Origin of the sequence: Barrientosiimonas humi, from assembly GCF_006716095.1 — a bacterium.
Classification (GTDB): Bacteria; Actinomycetota; Actinomycetes; order Actinomycetales; family Dermatophilaceae; genus Barrientosiimonas; species Barrientosiimonas humi.
Genome location: NZ_VFOK01000001.1, coordinates 322,826 through 340,384, shown reverse-complemented (window position 1 = coordinate 340,384; position 17,559 = coordinate 322,826). Strand labels below are relative to the sequence as shown.

General features: G+C 73.7%; 19 protein-coding genes and 1 tRNA gene. 8 read left to right on the top strand and 12 right to left on the bottom strand.

All coding sequences use genetic code 11. The annotated features are described in order from the left end of the window. Positions 1–29 precede the first annotated feature (29 nt). From FB554_RS01630 to FB554_RS01620, 4 genes are all read left to right on the top strand, one after another. Entirely contained in the window at positions 30–1,490 is a 1,461-nt protein-coding gene (locus FB554_RS01630; RefSeq protein WP_170206722.1) for a hypothetical protein, read from the top strand. Further along, entirely contained in the window at positions 1,487–2,020 is a 534-nt protein-coding gene (locus FB554_RS17010; protein ID WP_170206747.1) for a SigE family RNA polymerase sigma factor, read from the top strand. The genes FB554_RS01630 and FB554_RS17010 overlap by 4 nt, the downstream gene beginning before the upstream one ends. Positions 2,021–2,122: 102 nt before the next feature. Beyond that, complete coding sequence (locus FB554_RS01625; RefSeq protein ID WP_170206746.1) at positions 2,123–3,727, top strand: hypothetical protein; 1,605 nt, start codon at positions 2,123–2,125, stop codon at positions 3,725–3,727. Further along, entirely contained in the window at positions 3,724–4,266 is a 543-nt protein-coding gene (locus FB554_RS01620; RefSeq protein WP_142004336.1) for an RNA polymerase sigma factor, read from the top strand. The genes FB554_RS01625 and FB554_RS01620 overlap by 4 nt, the downstream gene beginning before the upstream one ends. A 106-nt stretch (positions 4,267–4,372) precedes the next feature. On the opposite strand, the gene rplL is transcribed toward FB554_RS01620, so the two are convergent. From rplL to FB554_RS01570, 10 genes are all read right to left on the bottom strand, one after another. After that, positions 4,373–4,762, bottom strand: a complete 390-nt coding sequence (gene rplL, locus FB554_RS01615) for a 50S ribosomal protein L7/L12 (RefSeq protein ID WP_142004335.1) — start codon at positions 4,760–4,762, stop codon at positions 4,373–4,375. A gap of 91 nt (positions 4,763–4,853) precedes the next feature. Beyond that, positions 4,854–5,465, bottom strand: coding sequence for a 50S ribosomal protein L10 (gene rplJ, locus FB554_RS01610; protein ID WP_142004334.1), 612 nt, complete (start codon positions 5,463–5,465; stop codon positions 4,854–4,856). Positions 5,466–5,741: 276 nt separating this feature from the next. Then, positions 5,742–6,320, bottom strand: a complete 579-nt coding sequence (locus tag FB554_RS01605) for a hypothetical protein (protein ID WP_142004333.1) — start codon at positions 6,318–6,320, stop codon at positions 5,742–5,744. A 92-nt stretch (positions 6,321–6,412) separates the two neighbouring features. After that, positions 6,413–7,396 (bottom strand): SCO4651 family lipoprotein, encoded by a 984-nt coding sequence (locus FB554_RS01600; protein ID WP_142004332.1) that lies wholly within the window; start codon positions 7,394–7,396, stop codon positions 6,413–6,415. 126 nt (positions 7,397–7,522) lie between these two features. Then, positions 7,523–8,467, bottom strand: coding sequence for an SCO4651 family lipoprotein (locus tag FB554_RS01595; protein WP_142004331.1), 945 nt, complete (start codon positions 8,465–8,467; stop codon positions 7,523–7,525). A gap of 136 nt (positions 8,468–8,603) precedes the next feature. After that, positions 8,604–9,326: a 50S ribosomal protein L1 gene (gene rplA, locus FB554_RS01590; protein ID WP_142004330.1), complete on the bottom strand. Its 723-nt coding sequence runs from the start codon at positions 9,324–9,326 to the stop codon at positions 8,604–8,606. Between the two features lie 97 nt (positions 9,327–9,423). Then, positions 9,424–9,852: a 50S ribosomal protein L11 gene (rplK, locus tag FB554_RS01585; protein WP_142004329.1), complete on the bottom strand. Its 429-nt coding sequence runs from the start codon at positions 9,850–9,852 to the stop codon at positions 9,424–9,426. Positions 9,853–9,941: 89 nt separating this feature from the next. Then, positions 9,942–10,868, bottom strand: coding sequence for a transcription termination/antitermination protein NusG (gene nusG, locus FB554_RS01580; RefSeq protein WP_142004328.1), 927 nt, complete (start codon positions 10,866–10,868; stop codon positions 9,942–9,944). A gap of 87 nt (positions 10,869–10,955) precedes the next feature. Then, on the bottom strand, positions 10,956–11,219 hold the full coding sequence (gene secE / locus FB554_RS01575; protein WP_142004327.1) for a preprotein translocase subunit SecE: 264 nt from the start codon (positions 11,217–11,219) through the stop codon (positions 10,956–10,958). A 48-nt stretch (positions 11,220–11,267) separates the two neighbouring features. Next, positions 11,268–11,340 (bottom strand) — tRNA-Trp (locus tag FB554_RS01570). 190 nt (positions 11,341–11,530) lie between these two features. On the opposite strand from FB554_RS01570, the gene FB554_RS01565 reads away from it, so the two are divergent. From FB554_RS01565 to FB554_RS01550, 4 genes are all read left to right on the top strand, one after another. Further along, on the top strand, positions 11,531–12,043 hold the full coding sequence (locus tag FB554_RS01565) for a DUF5709 domain-containing protein (protein ID WP_142004326.1): 513 nt from the start codon (positions 11,531–11,533) through the stop codon (positions 12,041–12,043). Next, complete coding sequence (locus FB554_RS01560) at positions 12,040–13,080, top strand: adenosine deaminase (RefSeq protein ID WP_142004325.1); 1,041 nt, start codon at positions 12,040–12,042, stop codon at positions 13,078–13,080. The genes FB554_RS01565 and FB554_RS01560 overlap by 4 nt, the downstream gene beginning before the upstream one ends. A 308-nt stretch (positions 13,081–13,388) precedes the next feature. Further along, on the top strand, positions 13,389–14,720 hold the full coding sequence (locus tag FB554_RS01555) for a pyroglutamyl peptidase (RefSeq protein WP_170206745.1): 1,332 nt from the start codon (positions 13,389–13,391) through the stop codon (positions 14,718–14,720). 80 nt (positions 14,721–14,800) lie between these two features. Then, positions 14,801–15,955 carry an NRAMP family divalent metal transporter gene (locus FB554_RS01550; RefSeq protein WP_142007355.1) on the top strand — a complete coding sequence of 385 codons (1,155 nt, stop codon included), beginning with the start codon at positions 14,801–14,803 and terminating at the stop codon, positions 15,953–15,955. A gap of 22 nt (positions 15,956–15,977) precedes the next feature. Here FB554_RS01550 and FB554_RS01545 read toward each other — a convergent pair whose 3' ends face one another. Both FB554_RS01545 and FB554_RS01540 read right to left on the bottom strand, forming a co-directional pair. Next, positions 15,978–16,373: a hypothetical protein gene (locus tag FB554_RS01545; protein ID WP_142004324.1), complete on the bottom strand. Its 396-nt coding sequence runs from the start codon at positions 16,371–16,373 to the stop codon at positions 15,978–15,980. A gap of 80 nt (positions 16,374–16,453) precedes the next feature. After that, positions 16,454–17,530 (bottom strand): hypothetical protein, encoded by a 1,077-nt coding sequence (locus FB554_RS01540; protein ID WP_142004323.1) that lies wholly within the window; start codon positions 17,528–17,530, stop codon positions 16,454–16,456. Between the last annotated feature and the right edge of the window lie 29 nt (positions 17,531–17,559).

The window sequence follows — 17,559 nt, the reverse complement described above, 5'->3', positions numbered from 1 at the left end:
CCACCCTCAGGAGGGCCACGATGAACGCCATGAGCAGTCCCCCGCGCGGGACCGGCGACCTCGACCGCCCGGACGACGCGCTGGCGCAGCAGCTGCAGCAGGCGTACGACCGCGTCCGCTCTCCCCTGCCGCCGGCCGAGCGGTGGATCGACGGCGCCCTCGCCGAGGTGGCCCGCCGTCGGCGCCGGACCCGGTGGGCCACCGGCGGCGCAGCCGGTCTCGTGGCAGCCGCTGCGGCCGCCGCGCTGGTCGTCACCGCCGGCACTCCCGGCGAGCCGGCCGTGGTCCCGGCGAGCCGCCCGGCCACCGCGCCCGCGTCCCCGACCGCGGCGGCGACCGGGCTCTCGACCACCGAACGCACGCGCATCCAAGGCCTGCAGGAGTACGCCTTCGACACCGAGTTCGCGCCCGGTCGCTTCGGCCGCCTCACCCTGGCCGCCCGCGGGAAGCAGGGACTCGGGGAGGTCCCCGCGTGGGGGCTGGACTGCCAGGACGGCTCGGCTGCCGGCCCGGTCGCCGCCAGCGTGCAGCAGGTCCGCACGGGGCCTCGCGAGCTGCGCGCGTCGCTGAGCGGCTACGCCACCGGGACGGGCGCCGAGGCGTTCCGGCAGCTGATCGACAACACCGGACGCTGCCGCTGGTCGGGTGTGCGCATTCCCGTCGTCTGGGCCGGAGCAGATTCGGCGACCCATCGGTTGTGGCGGCTGGGGCCGCACCGGCTCGGCGGACCCTACGGCAGCGGCCCGGGGATCGGACCGGGCGCCGCGCTCGCGGCGGTCCGGGTGGGCGACGTGCTCGTGATGGCCGCCGGTTATGCCCCGACGCAGTCCGAGGCAGAGGCCATGGCGACCGGCGCGGCGCGGGCCACGGCGGAGGCGCAGCGACGCTCCGGCTTCGGCCCCACGCGAGGGAGACCTGCACCGGGCACCACCCCTGCGCCCGGTGCTGCCGCTGTCCCCGAGGCCAGCATGCCGCGGGCGGAGCAGCTGCCAGCCGGGTGGCGCTACCCGACGACCTCCACGGCCTTCCCCGGTGGGGCGCCGGCCGGATCGCCGTGCGAGGTCGGGACCCGCGAGACGGTGAGCTGCCCCGCCGACGGGCCGGGGGTGCCGACGACGAGCCGGCTCGCGCTGCTGGACCGGGCGACCGGCAGTGCTGGGTACGGGTCGGTGGTCATCAACGCGTTCCCCAGCGAGCAGGACGCCGCGCGGGCCGCCTCGGCCTACACCGGCCCGGACGGCGCCGACCTGCCGCGCATCCCGGGCGCCGAGCGTCGGCCGTGGCCGGGCGCCGACTCCGCCACCAGCTCGCTGTTCGCGGCCAGCGAGCCCCGGCGGGCCGGCAGGATCGAGCAGGCCATCGCCCTGATCCGGGACGGGCGGTTCCTCATCAGCGTGCACGTGCAGGTGACGGACAGCTCGCAGAGCGCGCCGGCGCTGGCCCGGCAGGTCGCCGAGACCACGGCGGCCAACCACGGGCGGCAGTCGTGATCGGCGCCGGCCCCGGCGAGGAGGAGCTGCGCGCGTTCGTCGCCGTGGTCGGTCCGCGGCTCAACGCGCTGGCCTGGTCGCTCACCGGCCACCGCCAGGACGCCGAGGACCTCGTGCAAGAGACCTTGGTGCAGGTCGTGCGCAAGTGGTCGAGGGTGCGCAGCAGCCGCCACCAGGGGGCCTACGTCAGCAGCATGATGGCCAACCTCTTCCTGTCCGGTCGGCGCCGGGCGAGCGCGCGCGAGGTGGTGTCGGACGCGGTCGTCGCCGCGCGCGTGTCGCCCGTGACCGCGCTCGAGGGCACCGAGCAGGAGCAGGGCCTGCTGCACCGGGTGGCCCGGTTGCCCGAGCGGCAGCGCGCCGTGCTGGTGCTGCGCTACCTCGAGGACTTCTCCACCGAGCAGATCGCCCAGGCCCTGTCGATGTCGCCCGGCGCGGTGCGCTCGACGACGCACCGGGCGTACGAGACCCTGCGCGGCCTCGCCGAGCAGGAGCGCTCGCCGGACGACCGGCTCGCCGCAGGCGGCTGAGCGGGCCCCGGCGGCACCTCTGGCGTGACGCCCGGCGGGTTCACCTCGTCTCCTCCTACGAAGGGCAGGTCACCACGACCCCGGGAGGGCACCATGACCAGAGTGAGCCAGCAGGCACCGCAGGACGACCTCGAACGGGCGCTGCTGCAGGCGTACGACCGGCTCGAGCCGTCGCAGCCGCCCGCGTCGGCCGTCATCGCCGGCGCCCGGCGCCGGGCCGGCCGGCTGCAGCGCCGTCGTCGCGCCTGGAGCACGGCCGGGGTGGGTGCAGCCGCCGCGGCGCTCGCCGCGAGCGTGCTGCTCGCGGGCGGCGGCGCCCCGTTGCGCCTGGACTCGCAGGTGACCGGGGTCGCGACGGCGCCGTCGATCCCGAACGACCCGGTCAGCCAGGGCGACCGGGCCGCGATCGAGGGATACCGACAGCGGCTCCTGCAGCAGCAGCGGTACGTCTTCCCCGAGGAGTTCGCGCCGGGCGACTACGACGGCGTGCGGCTGAGCGCGACGGGCACCCAGGCCAGCGGCGACGTGCCGGCGATGGGCATGAACTGCCAGGCACCGGGCGCCCAGCAGGCGCTGCAGCCGATCGCGATGTCGTTCACCGAGTCGACCAGCAGCCCGCGCCAGCTGCGCGCGATGGTGCTCGGGTTCACCACCGGCAAGGGCGCCGCCGCCCTGCAGCAGCTGCGCGACAACACCGGCTACTGCCGCTGGCCGCAGACCCCGGAGTCCCGGCCGTGGGCCGGGCAGGACGCGGCGACGCACCAGCTGTGGCGGCTGCAGCCGCACGAGCTGAACCCGCCGGCCGGCCCCCGTCAGGGCAACGACACCGACCCGCAGGCGCAGGGCATCGGCCCGGGTGCGGCCCTCGCGGTGGTGCGCGTCGGCGACGTGCTCGTGACCGCCGCCGGCTATGCCGAGAACCAGCCGCTCGCCGAACGGATCGCCACCCGCGCGGCCCTCGCGACCGCCGACCTGCAGCGCCGCTCGGGCTTCCCGCCCACCCAGGGCCGCGCGGTGCCCGGCAGCGACGAGACCACGATGAAGGACCCGTCGGCCGAGCCGGTGCCGGTCGGCCGCGAGGTCATCTCTCCCGAGCTGCTCCCCGTCGCCTCCGAGCTCCCGCAGGGCTGGTCGACGGGCGCGCCGCCCCGGGCCGGGTTCCGCGGGGGCAACCTCGCGCAGGGCGTGTGCATGACCGGCGGGGTCGCCGTCGGCACGCTGGAGACGTGCCCGCTCACCGGCGACGGGGTGCCGACGGCCACCACGTTCCGGCTGGTCACCCGCGAGCGCGCCGGCGAGCTGGACGGGGCGTACGTCGTCGTCAACGTCTTCCCGAGCGAGCAGCAGGCGCAGCGGGCGATCCTGGCCTACACCGGGCAGATCTCCGCGCCGCAGAGCGGGGCGCAGCCCGGCGCGGCCACGCCCGGCAGCGCCGAGATGCCTCGCGCGAGCTGGGCGGGCACCGACCCGGCGACCCACTTCCTCTACGTCGCGCGCGAGGACCCGCGACGGCACCGCTCGGCGGCCACCGCCGTCGTCCGGGTCGGGACGTACGTCGTCAGCACCGCGGCCGAGATCGCCTGGGACGACCCGCGGGCCAGCTACGACGAGCCGCTGGCGCCCGACCCCGCCGCGGCGGCCACGGCGCGGGACGTCGCGACCCGGCTGAGCAGCGTGACGGCCGGCAAGGTCGGCGGCGCGTCATGAGCCGCGCGACGCCGACGGACCGTGACCTCGAGGAGCTGCTGAGGACGTACGGCGGGCGGCTGAGCGCGCTCGCCTGGTCGCTCACCGGCCACCGCCAGGACGCCGAGGACCTGCTGCAGGAGACCTTCGCGCAGGCCATCCACCGGTGGGAGCGGGTCGTCGCGAGCCGGTCGGTCGGGGCCTACCTGCGCACCATGATGGTCAACCAGTTCCTGACCGGCCGTCGGCGCGCGGCCAGCCGGGAGGTCGTGTCGGACGCCGCGGTGCGCGACCACGAGGAGGCCGTGGTCGTCGACCTCGACGCCGCGTGGACGCGCGACCACCTGGTGCGGCTCGTGACCCGGCTGCCGCCGCGGCAGCGGGCGGTCGTGGTGCTGAGATACCTCGAGGAGCTGTCGGTGACCGAGACGGCCGAGGCCCTGCGGATGTCGACCGGCGCCGTGCGCAGCAACACCCATCGCGCGCTGCGCTCGCTGCGCGGCGAGCTGGAGCCGGAGGAGGACGGCGTGGTCGCGCCCGTCGCGCCCACGACGGCCTGACCCGCCCGTCCCGCGAGCCGCCTCACGAGAGCCCGCAGGAACGCGAACGGCGCGTGACCCCGACGTGGGGGTCACGCGCCGTTCGGCGTGATCTAGGAGATCAGGCTCACTTGAGCTCGACGGTGGCGCCGGCGCCCTCGAGCTGCTCCTTGGCCTTCTCGGCAGCAGCCTTGTCGACCTTCTCCAGGACGGGCTTGGGGGCGCCGTCCACGAGGTCCTTGGCCTCCTTCAGGCCGAGGGAGGTCAGCGCGCGGACCTCCTTGATGACCTGGATCTTCTTGTCACCGGCAGCGGCGAGGATGACGTCGAACTCGTCCTGCTCCTCGGCAGCACCGGCGTCGCCGCCGCCAGCGGCGGGGGCGGCACCCGCGACGGCAACCGGGGCCGCGGCGGTGACGTTGAAGGTGTCCTCGAACTGCTTCACGAACTCCGAGAGCTCGATCAGGGTCATCTCCTTGAAGGCCTCAAGGAGCTCGTCGTTGCTGAGCTTCGCCATGATGGCGTCCTTTCTGTCTGATCCGGGCGGCCGGGGCCGCTCGGTGCCGTGAGTGGCGTGGGTTCTGGCTGGGTGGTCCGCGGGGTGCGGATCAGCCCTCGTCGCCACCCTCGGCGACGTCGGTGCTGCCCTCGGCCGCAGCGGCCTCGGGCTCGTTCGCGGGGGCCTGCTCGTCGGTGACGGGACCCTCGGTCTCCACCTTCGCGCGCAGCGCGTCGACGACCCGAGCGGTCTGCGACAGCGGAGCGGCGAACAGGTAGACCGCCTGGCTGAGCTGGGCGTTCATGGCGCCGGCCAGCTTGGCGAGCAGGGTCTCGCGCGACTCGAGGTTCGCGAGCTTGTTGATCTCGTCGCCGGTGAGCGGGTTGCCGTCCAGCACACCGCTCTTGATGACGAGAAGGGGGTTCTCCTTGGCGAAGTCGCGCAGGCCCTTGGCCGCCTCGACCGGGTCACCGGTGATGAAGGCGATCGCGGTCGGGCCCTCCAGCTGGCCGTCGAAAGCCGTGACGCCGGCCTCCTGCGCAGCCCGCTGGGTGAGCGTGTTCTTCACCACGGAGTAGGTCGCGTGCTCGCGCAGGTCGGTGCGCAGCTTGGTCAGCTGGGCGACCGACAGTCCGCGGTACTCGGTGAGCACGGCCGCCGTCGACGTGCGGAACTTCTCCGCGAGGTCGGCGATCGCCGCGTCCTTCTGAGCGTTGGGCATGCGGTCCTCCTTCCGGGCTCGAGGCCGGTCGGACGAAGGAGCCCGGACATGGAACGAGCCCCGGCGCAGGCGCGCGGGGCTCTCAGGGCACGCGGTGCGTGCCGCTCGCGTGCACGGTGTCGCCACCGGCACACGGGCCTTGCTCACCTGCGCTGGTCGCCCGCACCTGGCGGGACCTTCGGTCGTCGCACCTCTCGGTGCGCCGACGACCGGCGGTCATTGGTGGTCCCAGCGTACGGCCGAGACGACCGGCGGACCAAATCGGCACCGCCGGGCTCAGCGCGGGATGCAGTTCGTGAACGTCGGCATGTTGATGTAGACGTCGTCGGACGCGCTGCGCCCGAAGGTGCGCGCGAGGACGTAGATCTCCAGGTCCAGGCTGGCGGTCTCGCCGCGGGCGGTGAACGTGACGGTGTACGTCCGCGTCCCGGGGGTGCCGCCGAGGTCCGCCGTGCGGGTCTGGCCGCTGAACACCTCCGTGCCGTCGACCCGGATGCGCGCGCCGGCCGCGGTGCTGCTCGAGGCGCTGCTGTTGCCGTAGTTCCAGCCGATCGCCACCTCCATCGTGTAGGTCTGGCCCGGGATCAGGCCGGAGATGGTGGTGCTCGAGGTGAGCGTGAACCCGCCGCTGGTGGTCGCGTCACGGAATACCGAGAAGGTGCTGCCGCCCCAGCCGTAGCCCCCACCGATGGAGGACGGCCGACCGGCGGTGATGCGGGTGTTCCAGTCCGAGCCCGGCGGGATCGTCGGGCACGGCCGCGACGCGGCGAAGGCCGGAGCGGCTGCTCCCACCGCCACGACCGGCAAGCTCCAGACGGCTCCCCGCGCGACGGCGCGGCGCGACACAGCGCTCATGACTTCTGCTCCCCCAGGTGCTACGGATCAGTAACAAAGAACACCGTAACCGAAAGTGGACAGAGGCCAAAAAAGCGAACGGGTGGCACGCGTCACTCCAGCCAGGGCGGCACCTCGCTGCCCCACGCGGTGTCGACCGACTGCGTCTGGTCGGCCGGCGGGCGCTCGACCGTGACCGGCTTGCCCCACCGGCTGTAGGTGATCGTCATCGGCTCGGTCTTCGGTCCGCCGAGGTCAGGGGTGGCCACCTCCGCCTGGACCGGGCGGTGCTGCGCGTCGACCCACACGTCCTGGGTCAGGGTCTGGCCCTTGGCCTGCTGGCGCAGCCGCGGCAGCTCCTTCTCCAGCTCGGGGTCGAGCCCGCCCGTGGAGCGGTAGGACTTCTCGACGCCGTCCAGCACGACCGTCATCGGGACCGCCACGCGGTAGCGCGTGGTCTGGGTGCCGGCCACCCGCTCGGGGCCCACCGCGGTCACGCGGCTCTTGGCGTACAGCGCGGACTGGCCGGCCGGGGCGACGCGCGCGCTCTCCTGCATCATCCCGACCAGCGTCTGCGCGAACGGGTTGCGGGTGCCCTCGTCGGCCGAGAGCCACTGTGCGTCGATCTCGGGGTCGGGGTTGGAGAAGTAGAGCGAGCCGTCGACCATCCGCAGCTCGAAGCCTTCGTCCTGCGGGTTCTCGACCGGGAAGGCCATCGACAGGTCGGTGCGGGTCGGGCTGACGAAGACCATGTCGGCGTCGAGCGACTGGGAGGGGTCGTCCGGGGCCGGCATGCTGACCCGCACCGTCTTGGCGGACCGGGTGGCCTGCTCGATGCGCCGGCCGAACGTCGCGCCGTCGACCACGGTGCCCGGCGTGGGCGCGGCGGCCGAGGCGCTCGTCGCCGCGGCCGGAGCGGTGGTGGTGGCCGCGGGAGCCGCGGGACTCGCGGCGCGTGCGGTGCTGGACGTGGCGGCGCTGGGCGTCGCGGCCGAGGTCGCGGCGTCGTCGCCGCCGGACTGGCAGCCGGTGAGCACGGTGGCGCCCAGCAGCGCGGCGACCCCGCACACGGGCAGGCGGAAGCGGTGAACGGTCATGACCCTCGATCCCCTCAGAGCCCCCGTCGACCCGGTGTCGACGTCAGGGGGTGAGCAGGACTGTAGGGCCTGATCGCCTGGGGGTGCGCTCGAACGGGTCGAGCCCTGTGGACGAGGGCCGCGAGGTCAGGCGGGGCTGCCGCCCTTGCGGGGCAGCTGGTCGCCCCAGGCGTCCTCGACCGGCTGGGTCTGCGCGGCCGGCGGCGCGGCGATCTGCACCGGCGCACCCCACCGGCTGTACGTCAGCGTCACCTTCTCGCCCGAAGCGGCCGCGGCCTTGTCCGAGCCCTGGCCGCCCGCGCCCTGGCCCATGCTGCGCAGCAGGTCGGGCACGGTCAGCTCCAGGCGCAGCGGACGGTTGCCGCCGTCGACCCACAGGTCCTGGGTGACCGTGACGCCCTGGGTCATCTGGCGCACCATGCCGAGCATCCGCCCGGCCTCCGGGTCCTCGCGGACCGAGGCGGGCAGCCCCTTGGCCAGCTGGTCGACGACCGAGCCGAGCGGGGTGGCGAGGCGGTATCGGGTGGCGTCGACGCCGTTGACCTTCTCGCTGCCGACGGTGGTGACCTTGCTGCGCGCGACGATGCCGGCCTGCGCGGTCGGGGCCTGCTGGAGCGCCTGCTGCAGCAGCTGTACGCCCGCCTTGGCGTAGGGGTTCTGGGAGTCTTGCGACGCCGAGACCCACGGCTTGCCGCCGTTCGCCACGCCCTGGGGCGCGGACAGATAGACGGTGCCGTCGACCATGCGCAGCTGCTTGCCGGGGGCGTCGGTGGCGCTGACCTGCAGGTCGGTGCGCTGCGGCGAGACGAACGCCAGGTCGGCGCTACCGATGGCGGCGGACTCCCCGAACCCGGTGAGCGAGACCCGCACCGACTTCGCCGCCAGCGAGGCGGACTGCAGCTTGCCGGCGAGGTCCTTGCCGTCGACCTGCGCACCGGCCCTCGGCGCGGCTGCGGGCTGTGCCGCGGAGGTGTCGGTGGCCTGCTGGCTGGACTGGCAGCCGCTGACGGCGAGCGCTGCGGCGAGGGTGACGCCGGCGCCGACGGTCAGTCGCTTCGTGGTGGCGCTCATGGTGGCTCCTCGGTCTCGGGATCCGACGGTGGTCGGCCGTGAGTGGCTGCCAGTATGCGCCGCGAACCTGAGAGAACGCGGGGCGCCCGCCCCCGGATGGGGACGGGCGCCTGGCGTACGAGCTCGGACGGGTCGGTCAGGCCGACTCGCCGGCCTCCTCGCTGAGCAGGCTCTTGGTCCGGCTGGAGTCCAGCGGGATGCCCGGGCCCATCGTGGTGCTCATCGTGGCCTTGGTGATGTAGCGGCCCTTGGACGCGGCCGGCTTCAGCCGCAGGATCTCCTCGAGCGCCGCGGCGTAGTTCTCGACCAGCGCCTTCTCGTCGAAGCTCGCCTTGCCGATGATGAAGTGCAGGTTGGCGTGCTTGTCGATGCGGAACTCGATCTTGCCGCCCTTGATGTCGGACACGGCCTTGGCCACGTCCATCGTGACGGTGCCGGTCTTCGGGTTCGGCATCAGGCCGCGCGGGCCCAGCACCTTTCCGAGCCGGCCGACCTTGCCCATCATGTCGGGGGTGGCCACGACCGCGTCGAACTCGGTCCAGCCGCCGGCGACCTTGTCGAGCAGCTCGTCGGAGCCGACGAAGTCGGCGCCGGCCGCCTCGGCCGCCGCCGCCTTGTCACCGTTGGCGAAGACCAGCACGCGGGCCGTCTTGCCGGTGCCGTTGGGCAGGTTGACGGTGCCGCGCACCATCTGGTCGGACTTGCGCGGGTCGACGCCGAGCCGGAACGCCACCTCGACGGTGGAGTCGTACTTGGTGCTCGCCGTCTCCTTGGCCAGCCGCACGGCCTCGAGCGGGGCGTACAGCTTGTCCGCCTGGATCTTCTCCTCGGCGGCGCGGTAGTTCTTGCTGCGCTTCATGGTGCTCTCCTTCGGCCGCGTCTCGCGCGGCCCTGGTTCTTCGTGGGAGGTGTGGTTGTACGGGCCAGCGCCGGCCCAACCACGGTGGTCACCGACGTCAGTCGGTGGTGATGCCCATCGACCGGGCGGTGCCGGCGATGATCTTGCTGGCCTGGTCGATGTCGTTGGCGTTCAGGTCGGCCATCTTCATCTCGGCGATCTCGCGCACCTGGTCCTTGGTCAGCTTGCCGACCTTCTCCTTGTGCGGCTCGCCCGAGCCCTTGTTCACGCCGGCGGCCTTCTTGATCAGCTCGGCGGCCGGGGGCGTCTTGGTGATGAAGGTGAAGGAGCGGTCCTCGTAGACCGTGATCTCGACCGGCACGACGTTGCCGCGCTGGCCCTCCGTCGCGGCGTTGTACGCCTTGACGAACTCCATGATGTTGACGCCGTGCTGACCCAGCGCCGGGCCGACCGGCGGAGCCGGGGTGGCCTGGCCGGCCTGGATCTGCAGCTTGATGAAGCCGGCGACCTTCTTCTTGGGGGGCATGCTCTACTTCCTTGCGGTTCGTGGGCCGACGCCGTGGGCGATGACCCGGTTGCAGTCCCGCCCGCGTCGCGGACGGGGGTGTCGCGCGGTCAGATCTTGGCGACCTGGTTGAACGACAGCTCGACCGGGGTCTCCCGGCCGAAGATGGACACCAGCACCTTCAGCTTCTGGGTGTCGGTGTTGATCTCGGAGATCGTGGCGGGCAGCGTCTCGAACGGGCCCTCCATGACCGTGACGGACTCGCCGACCTCGAAGTCGACCTCGGTGGTCGGGGCGGAGGTGCCGGTGCGCGGGGCCGCGCCGCCGGTCTCGGCCGCCGCGGCCTGCTTGGTCTCGGGCTCCTCGAAGGTCGGGTTGAGCATCGTCATGACCTCGTCGAGCGACAGCGGCGAGGGCTGGTGGGCGTTGCCCACGAAGCCGGTGACGCCGGGGGTGTGGCGCACCGCGCCCCAGCTCTCGTCGGTGAGGTCCATGCGCACGAGCACGTAACCGGGCATCCGCACGCGGGTGCCGGTCTTCTTCTGCCCGTTCTTGATCTCGGAGAAGTCCTCCATCGGGACCTCGATCTGGAAGATGTAGTCCTCCATGGTCAAGGAGACGATGCGGTTCTCGAGGTTGGTCTTCACCCGCTTCTCGTAACCGGCGTAGGAGTGGATGACGTACCACTCGCCGAACTGCGAGCGCAGCTCGGCCATGAACGCCTCGCGCGGGTCCTCGGCGGGCTCGTCGGCCTCGTCGTCGGTGCCGGCCTCGCCGGTCTCCTCGGCGTCGTCGCCGTCCGCGTCGTCGGTGACGACCTCGGTCTCGTCGTCCTCGACCGGCGCCAGGTCGCCCTCACCCTCGGCGACCGCGGTGGCGGCCTCGTCGAGCTCGGCCTCGGTGTCGGCGTCGGCGTCCTGCTGCGACTGCGGCTCGTCGAGGACGACCTCGGCCTGCTCCCCGATGGGCTCGCTCAGGGCCTCGGTGTCGTCGGAGACGACGCCGGCCTCCTGCTCCTGGGGGCTCTGGTCGGTCATGGACCTGCTTCCTTGTCGCTGCGTGGATGTGCTGTGGGTCGTGCGCTGCCCGCGCCGGCCCCACCGGCGCGGTCGGCCGGGTCAGGGTCAGCCGGCTGCGCCGAAGACCCAGCTCACGAACCGCTTGAACAGCTCGTCGAGCCCGACGATGTAGAGCATCACGAAGATCACGAAGATCAGCACGACCACGGTGTACTGGGCGAGCTCCTGGCGCGTCGGCCAGACGACCTTGCGCATCTCGTCGATGACCTGCCGGACGAACAGCGCCATCCGGACGAAGATGTTGCCCTTGGGCTTCTGCTGCGCGCTGCGCCCTGCGCCACGGTCTTCCGCGGTGCTGGATGTGCTCACGCAGATCACTTCTTCCTCGTCGGTGCTGCTCGGGACAGCAGGTCGGTGCAGGGCACGAGGGACTTGAACCCCCAACCCCCGGTTTTGGAGACCGGTGCTCTGCCAATTGAGCTAGTGCCCTTCGCTGCCGGGGCGGGACCGGCGGCGCGGGGGTGGCCTGCGGACAGCACTCATCATGGTTGTCGTCAACCACCCGAGGAACGAGCATACGCGACCGGGTGGGGACGACGCGAACCGAGCGGGCCGACCCCGGCCACCGCGAGGCGGCCCACCCCGGCGGTGGCGGGCCGAGCGCGGGTAGGTTCGGCACCATGAGCGACGACGCCGCGAACAGCGAGTACGACAAGGCATCCGACGAGGAGCTGACGGCGTACGGCCTGAACGACCTCGGCCAGCTGCAGCCCGACGAGACGCTGGACGACCGCGGCGTCGACGACCCCCTCGACGAGGGCTACTCCCCCGCCGACCGGCCCGCCAAGGGCACGTTCGACACGGCCGAGGAGGTCTTCGAGGGCGAGAGCCTCGACGAGCGACTCTCCGAGGAGGAGCCCGACCCCAACCTGGCCGTCGACGACCCGCTGGCCAACCCCGACGTCACCAACGTCGGCGGCGACGACCCCGACGCGATCCCCGCCGAGGACGACTTCCTGTCCGACGGGGAGGTCGGCGACGAGCGCGCCGGGCGTCTGGTCGCCGAGGACGAGGGCAGCCACGAGGACGCCGAGTCCGAGCTGGTCGGTGAGGACGTCGGGGTCGACGGCGCGGCCGACTCCGCCGAGGAGGCCGCGATCCACGTGGTCGACGAGGACTCCGACGAGGCGTGACCGGCCAGCCCGCGCAGCCCCGGCGCTCGACCCGCGACCTGCCCAAGGCGCACCTGCACCTGCACTTCACGGGATCGATGCGCATCGAGACGCTGCGCGAGCTCGCGCGCGAGCGGGGGCTGCGGCTGCCCGAGGCGCTGCTCGCGGACTGGCCGCCCCAGCTGTCGGCGGCCGACGAGCGCGGCTGGTTCCGCTTCCAGCGGTTGTACGACGCCGCGCGGGCCTGCGTGCGGGGCGAGGACGACCTGCGCCGACTGGTGCGCGAGGCCGCCGAGGACGACGCGGCCGAGGGGTCGCGCTGGCTCGAGCTGCAGGTCGACCCGACGTCGTACGCCCAGCCGGTCGGCGGCATCACGCCCGCGCTGGAGATCATCCTCGACGAGGCCCGCTCGGCCAGCGACGACACCGGCACCGGGGTCGGGGTGGTGGTCGCCGCCTCGCGCATCCGGCACCCGCTCGACGCCCGCACGCTCGCGCGGCTGGCGGCCCGGCACGCCGGCGACCGGCCCGGTGAGGTGGTCGGGTTCGGACTGAGCAACGACGAACGGCGAGGCAGCACACCGGAGTTCGCGAAGGCGTTCGAGATCGCCCGCGACGCCGGGCTGGCCAGCGTGCCGCACTCCGGCGAGCTGCTCGGACCGGCCGCGGTCAGCCAGACGCTGGACTCCCTCGGCCCCGACCGGCTCGGGCACGGCGTGCGCAGCGCCGAGTCCGACGTGGTGCTGGACCGGGTGGTCGACGCGGGGGTCGCGCTGGAGGTGTGCCCCGCGAGCAACGTCGCGCTCGGGGTCTACCCCGGCCTCGAGGACGTCCCGCTGCGGCGCCTGGTCGACGCCGGCGCCACCGTCGCCCTCGGCGCCGACGACCCGTTGCTGTTCGGCTCGCGCCTGGTCGACCAGTACGACGCCGCCCGCGACGAGCTGGGCTTCGACGACGCGGGGCTCGCCGACCTGGCCCGTTCGTCGGTGCGCGCCTCGCGCGCGCCCGAGGACGTCCAGCGCGGCGCGCTCGAGGACATCGACGCCTGGGCGCGGTAGCCCTCGGCCCGGCCCGCCGCATTTCGTACGTCCACGCACGATCTGAGCAGCGCCTCACCGGGATTCCGGGGTGGCCCGCCGCATTTCGTACGTCCACGCACGATCTGCGCAGCGCCTCGCCGGGATTCCGGGGTCGCCCGCTGCATTTCGTACGTCCACGCACGATCTGCGGGATCCGCGGCGCCGCAACCCCCGCGCGGACAGCGCGCGTTCCTAGACTCCCCCCGTTCGTGCCCGGCGCGGGCGACCCGGCGGACCAGGTCCGCTCGGCCGGCCCCGCGCCGCCCCTCGCCGATCGGAGCCCCCTCATGCCCCTGCCCGCACGCCGCGCGCTCGTCGCGGCCACCGCCCTGGCCAGCGCCCTCGCCCTCGGTGCACCGCCGGCGCCCGCCGCCACCGCAGCCCGCCCCACGAGCGCCGGCTGCATCGACACGACGGTCGCGCTGCCGTACGAAGAGGCCTTCCTGGAGCAGCCGCAGGCGCGCCGCTTCGTGGTGGAGGGCGGCTTCGAGGACCTGCGCAGCGGCTTCACCGACAATCTGTGCCGTGCGGGCAGCGCGAAGGCTGCGGAGCGCCTCGTGCAGACCAGCGCGCAGCGGCTGTGGCGCACCGCCGTGCAGCGCGCGCAGGGGCAGGTGCAGATGGGCACCCTCGACCGCAGCGACGACCGCCCGCTCTACTGGACCCGGCTCGCGATGGTGGCCGCGCTGCGCCAGTGGGAGCCGCGCTTCGAGCTCACCGAGACCCAGCGCACCGACCTGATCGCGCGCCTCGACCGGGTCAGCCGCGGCCAGGAGGACATCCGGCTGCAGGGCCGGCCCGGGACCAAGCGCGTCGTGCTCACCGGGTTCGACCCGTTCACGCTGGACCGCGACATCCGCCAGGGGAACCCGTCCGGCGCGACCGCCCTGGCGCTCGACGGGACCGTCGTGCAGACCCCGGCGGGACCGGCCCGGATCGAGACCGCGCTGTTCCCGGTGCGCTGGCGAGACTTCGAGCAGGGGATGGTCGAGCGCACGCTGCTGCCGACGTACGTCGGGCGGGACCGGATCGACCTGTTCGCCACGACCTCGCAGGGCCGGCCCGGCCGGTTCGACCTGGAGCAGACCAACGGCGCCTGGCGCGCGGGCTTCGGCGACAACGAGGGCGTGTGCTACCGCGGCCGGGTGCCGATCCGCGCGGGCATCCCGACCGTGACGCCGCAGCCGCAGTGGACCAGCGCCACCCTGCCGATGGCGCAGATGGCGGCCGGCTCCACCGGGCCGTTCCCGGTGGCGCACAACACGCAGGTCACCGAGGTCGACGCGAGCACGCCGGACGGGCCGGTGACGACCGCGTGCCCGGCCGCGCCGAGCCCGGGCACGGTGCGCCCCGACGGGCCCACGCCGGGCTCGAAGGCGCGCGCCGGGGGCGGCGGCAACTACCTGTCCAACGAGATCGCCTACCGCGCCACCCTGCTGCGCGACGCCGTACGTCCGTCCCTGCCGGGCGGGCACATCCACACCCCCGTGCTCGACGGGCTGCCGCAGGACCGGGACGTGCTGAGCGCGCCGGGCTTCGAGCGCAACCGCGCCCAGATCATCGGTCAGACCCGCGCCCTGCTGGTGCGGGCGGTCGCCGCGACCTCGGGCGAACGGTGACCGGCGCGGCACCCGCCGGCGACGCCTCCAGCACGGGCGGGAGGCTGCGTCGCGCGGCACCCACCGGGCTGCTGGGCGCGATGTTCCTGATGGCCACCAGCGCCATCGGGCCCGGCTTCATCACCCAGACCGCCACGTTCACCGGGCGGCTCGGCGCGGCGTTCGCGTTCGCGATCGTGGTCTCGATCCTCATCGACATCGCGATCCAGCTGAACGTCTGGCGGATCATCGGCGTCTCCGGCCTGCGCGCCCAGGAGCTCGGGCAGCGGGTGCGCCCCGGCCTCGGGGTGCTGCTCGCGGCCTGCGTCGTGCTCGGCGGCGTGGCGTTCAACATCGGCAACGTGGGCGGTGCGGGCCTCGGCCTGAACACCCTGCTCGGCATCGACGTACGCCTCGGCGCGGCCCTGTCCGCCGTGCTGGCCGTGAGCATCTTCCTGGTCCGGCGGGCCGGCGCCGCGATGGACAAGGTCGTCGTCGTGCTGGGCCTGCTCATGCTCGGGCTGACGGCCTACGCCGCCGTGGTCAGCGACCCGCCCGTCGGGCAGGCGCTGCGCGAGACGGTCGCGCCGTCGCAGATCGACCTGGTCGTGATCACGACCCTCGTGGGCGGCACCGTCGGCGGCTACATCACCTACGCCGGCGCCCACCGGCTCGTCGACGCCGGCATCTCCGGGCGCGACCAGGTGCCGGCCATCACCCGCGGATCGATCACCGGGATCCTGGTGACCGCGGCGATGCGGGTCGTGCTGTTCCTCGCGATCCTCGGCGTGGTGGCCGGCGGCACGGTGCTCGCCGCGGACAACCCGGCCGGCACGGCGTTCGAGGCGGCGGCCGGTGAGATCGGGCGGCGCTTCTTCGGGCTCGTGCTGTGGGCGGCCGGGCTGACCTCGGTGATCGGGGTGTCCTACACCTGCGTGTCGTTCATCGTCTCGTTCGGCCGGCGGCTCGAGCAGCGCCGCAACCTCATGGTCGCCGGGTTCATCGCGCTCGCGGCGGTGCTGTTCCTCGCGCTGGGTCAGACCCCGACGACGATGCTCATCCTGGCCGGCGCGATCAACGGGCTGATCCTGCCCGTCGGGGTCGGCATCCTGCTGTGGGTGGCCTGGCGCCGCGCCGACCTGCTCGACGGATACGCCTACCCACGCGCGCTGCTGCTCGTCGGCGTGCTGGCCTGGCTGGTCACCCTGTGGCTGGCGTGGTCCTCGATCTCCCAGCTCGGCACGCTGGTGACGTGAGCCGATGGCCCGGTCCGCCGCGTCACCAGGTGAGGCCGGCGGCCTCCAGCTCTGCCTCCAGGCGCAGCCGCTCGACCGGGTCGAGCGGCGCGCTGGTCATCTCGACCGGCACGTCCAGGGCGCGGCAGCAGTCGCGCAGCGCGTCGTCGTAGGCCAGGGCCGCCGCGAGCATGTGGTGGCGCCGGGCGTAGCCGCCGGACCGGCGCAGCCGGGCCAGCTCGTCGCGCAGCCGGCCGAGGTCGTCGGCGAGCAGCTCGATCGGGCGCGGAGGGCGTACGACGGGGGCGGGTGGTGCGCTCACGCCCGGCCGGCGGATCGGGTCGGCCCCGGTCCAGGCGCGCGCACCCCGCTCGAGCAGCGCGAAGGCCGCGGCCGGGCCGACGCACAGCGCGGCGTACCAGACCAGGGGCGACAGCACCGGCCCCACCTCCTCGTGGTGACCTCGGTCACACCACGGTAGGTCGCGCGCGCCGCGGCCACCAGACCCCTCGGGGCAGGTCAGGCCGTCCCCTCGTCGCCGGGCGCCGGCTCGAGCCCGGCCAGCTGGCGCTTGATCCAGGCGGAGAAGCGGCGGTCGAGCTCGGCGTAGGAGATGCCCAGCACGGGGCGCACGGCCTCGTCGTCGGTGATGCCGGTGACGTTCTGCCGCTCGAGCAGCCGCACGAGGGCGTCCTTGCCGAAGCTCTCGACCACGAAGACCGCCGCCGCATAGCTGTACGGCCAGCCGAAGACCTCGGTGTCGACGTCCTCGTCGGCAGGGAGGGCGTCGAGCCGGTCGGCCGGCGGCATGACGTCCAGGAGCATCTCGTCGACGGGGAGCGCGCCGTCCGGCATCGACTCCTCCGCGAGCCACAGGGCGGCCCCGGCGCTGACCCACGCGACGCCCCCGGACCACGGGTTGGGCATGGCCAGGAACAGGAAGATCACCTGGGTCAGCTCATAAACCTGGTCCTCGGTGGTGAATCCGCCCAGGTGCCGGGCGACGACGAACTGGCCGGTCCACCCCGAGATCTGCCCCTCGGAATCCTCTGCGGTCACGCGCAGCAGGGTGGTGAACGCCTGGTCGCTCTCCGGCGCCAGCACCAGGACCTTCTCCTGCGGCAGCGGCTTGGGCCAGCCGCGCCGGATGCGCTGGACCGCGGTGTCGCACTCGCGCAGGTGGCGCCGCAGCTGCCCCTCGAGCAGGTCGCCCACGACCACGCAGCGCTCGCTCTGCACGACGCGATATCCGGGCATCACCTGCTCGACCTCGCCGGCGGCGTCGGCCTTGTCGAGGTAAGGCTTGGCCGCCGCGGCCTGCTGCGGGTCGGTGGTCGGGCGGGGGGCCGAGCTCGTGGTGGAGCTGCCCGGGGAGGACGCGCTCGTCGAGCTCGTCGACGGAGCGCTCGTCGACACGGCGCTCGGCGAGGAGCCGCGGGTCGCGGCGCTGTTGCTCGCGCCGGGCGTGGAGCTCGCGCTGGAGGCGGCCCCCTGCCCGCCGCTCGTCGTGCACCCGCTCGCCAGCAGCAGCGACAGCACGAGTGCCGTCGCGGCGCCGCCCCTGCCGAGCCGGTCCGGCCGACCGTGTCGCGTCACCTGCCCACCCCTCCCCTGCGTCGTGGGCG

What these genes read in the sequence shown, in the direction of transcription:
- FB554_RS01630 (WP_170206722.1), top strand. Translation starts at nt 30, where the DNA reads ATGAGCAGTCCCCCGCGCGGGACCGGCGACCTCGACCGCCCGGACGAC.
- FB554_RS01620 (WP_142004336.1), top strand. Translation starts at nt 3,724, where the DNA reads ATGAGCCGCGCGACGCCGACGGACCGTGACCTCGAGGAGCTGCTGAGG.
- rplL (WP_142004335.1), bottom strand. Translation starts at nt 4,762, where the DNA reads ATGGCGAAGCTCAGCAACGACGAGCTCCTTGAGGCCTTCAAGGAGATG.
- rplJ (WP_142004334.1), bottom strand. Translation starts at nt 5,465, where the DNA reads ATGCCCAACGCTCAGAAGGACGCGGCGATCGCCGACCTCGCGGAGAAG.
- FB554_RS01605 (WP_142004333.1), bottom strand. Translation starts at nt 6,320, where the DNA reads ATGAGCGCTGTGTCGCGCCGCGCCGTCGCGCGGGGAGCCGTCTGGAGC.
- FB554_RS01600 (WP_142004332.1), bottom strand. Translation starts at nt 7,396, where the DNA reads ATGACCGTTCACCGCTTCCGCCTGCCCGTGTGCGGGGTCGCCGCGCTG.
- FB554_RS01595 (WP_142004331.1), bottom strand. Translation starts at nt 8,467, where the DNA reads ATGAGCGCCACCACGAAGCGACTGACCGTCGGCGCCGGCGTCACCCTC.
- rplA (WP_142004330.1), bottom strand. Translation starts at nt 9,326, where the DNA reads ATGAAGCGCAGCAAGAACTACCGCGCCGCCGAGGAGAAGATCCAGGCG.
- rplK (WP_142004329.1), bottom strand. Translation starts at nt 9,852, where the DNA reads ATGCCCCCCAAGAAGAAGGTCGCCGGCTTCATCAAGCTGCAGATCCAG.
- nusG (WP_142004328.1), bottom strand. Translation starts at nt 10,868, where the DNA reads ATGACCGACCAGAGCCCCCAGGAGCAGGAGGCCGGCGTCGTCTCCGAC.
- FB554_RS01565 (WP_142004326.1), top strand. Translation starts at nt 11,531, where the DNA reads ATGAGCGACGACGCCGCGAACAGCGAGTACGACAAGGCATCCGACGAG.
- FB554_RS01555 (WP_170206745.1), top strand. Translation starts at nt 13,389, where the DNA reads ATGCCCCTGCCCGCACGCCGCGCGCTCGTCGCGGCCACCGCCCTGGCC.
- FB554_RS01550 (WP_142007355.1), top strand. Translation starts at nt 14,801, where the DNA reads ATGTTCCTGATGGCCACCAGCGCCATCGGGCCCGGCTTCATCACCCAG.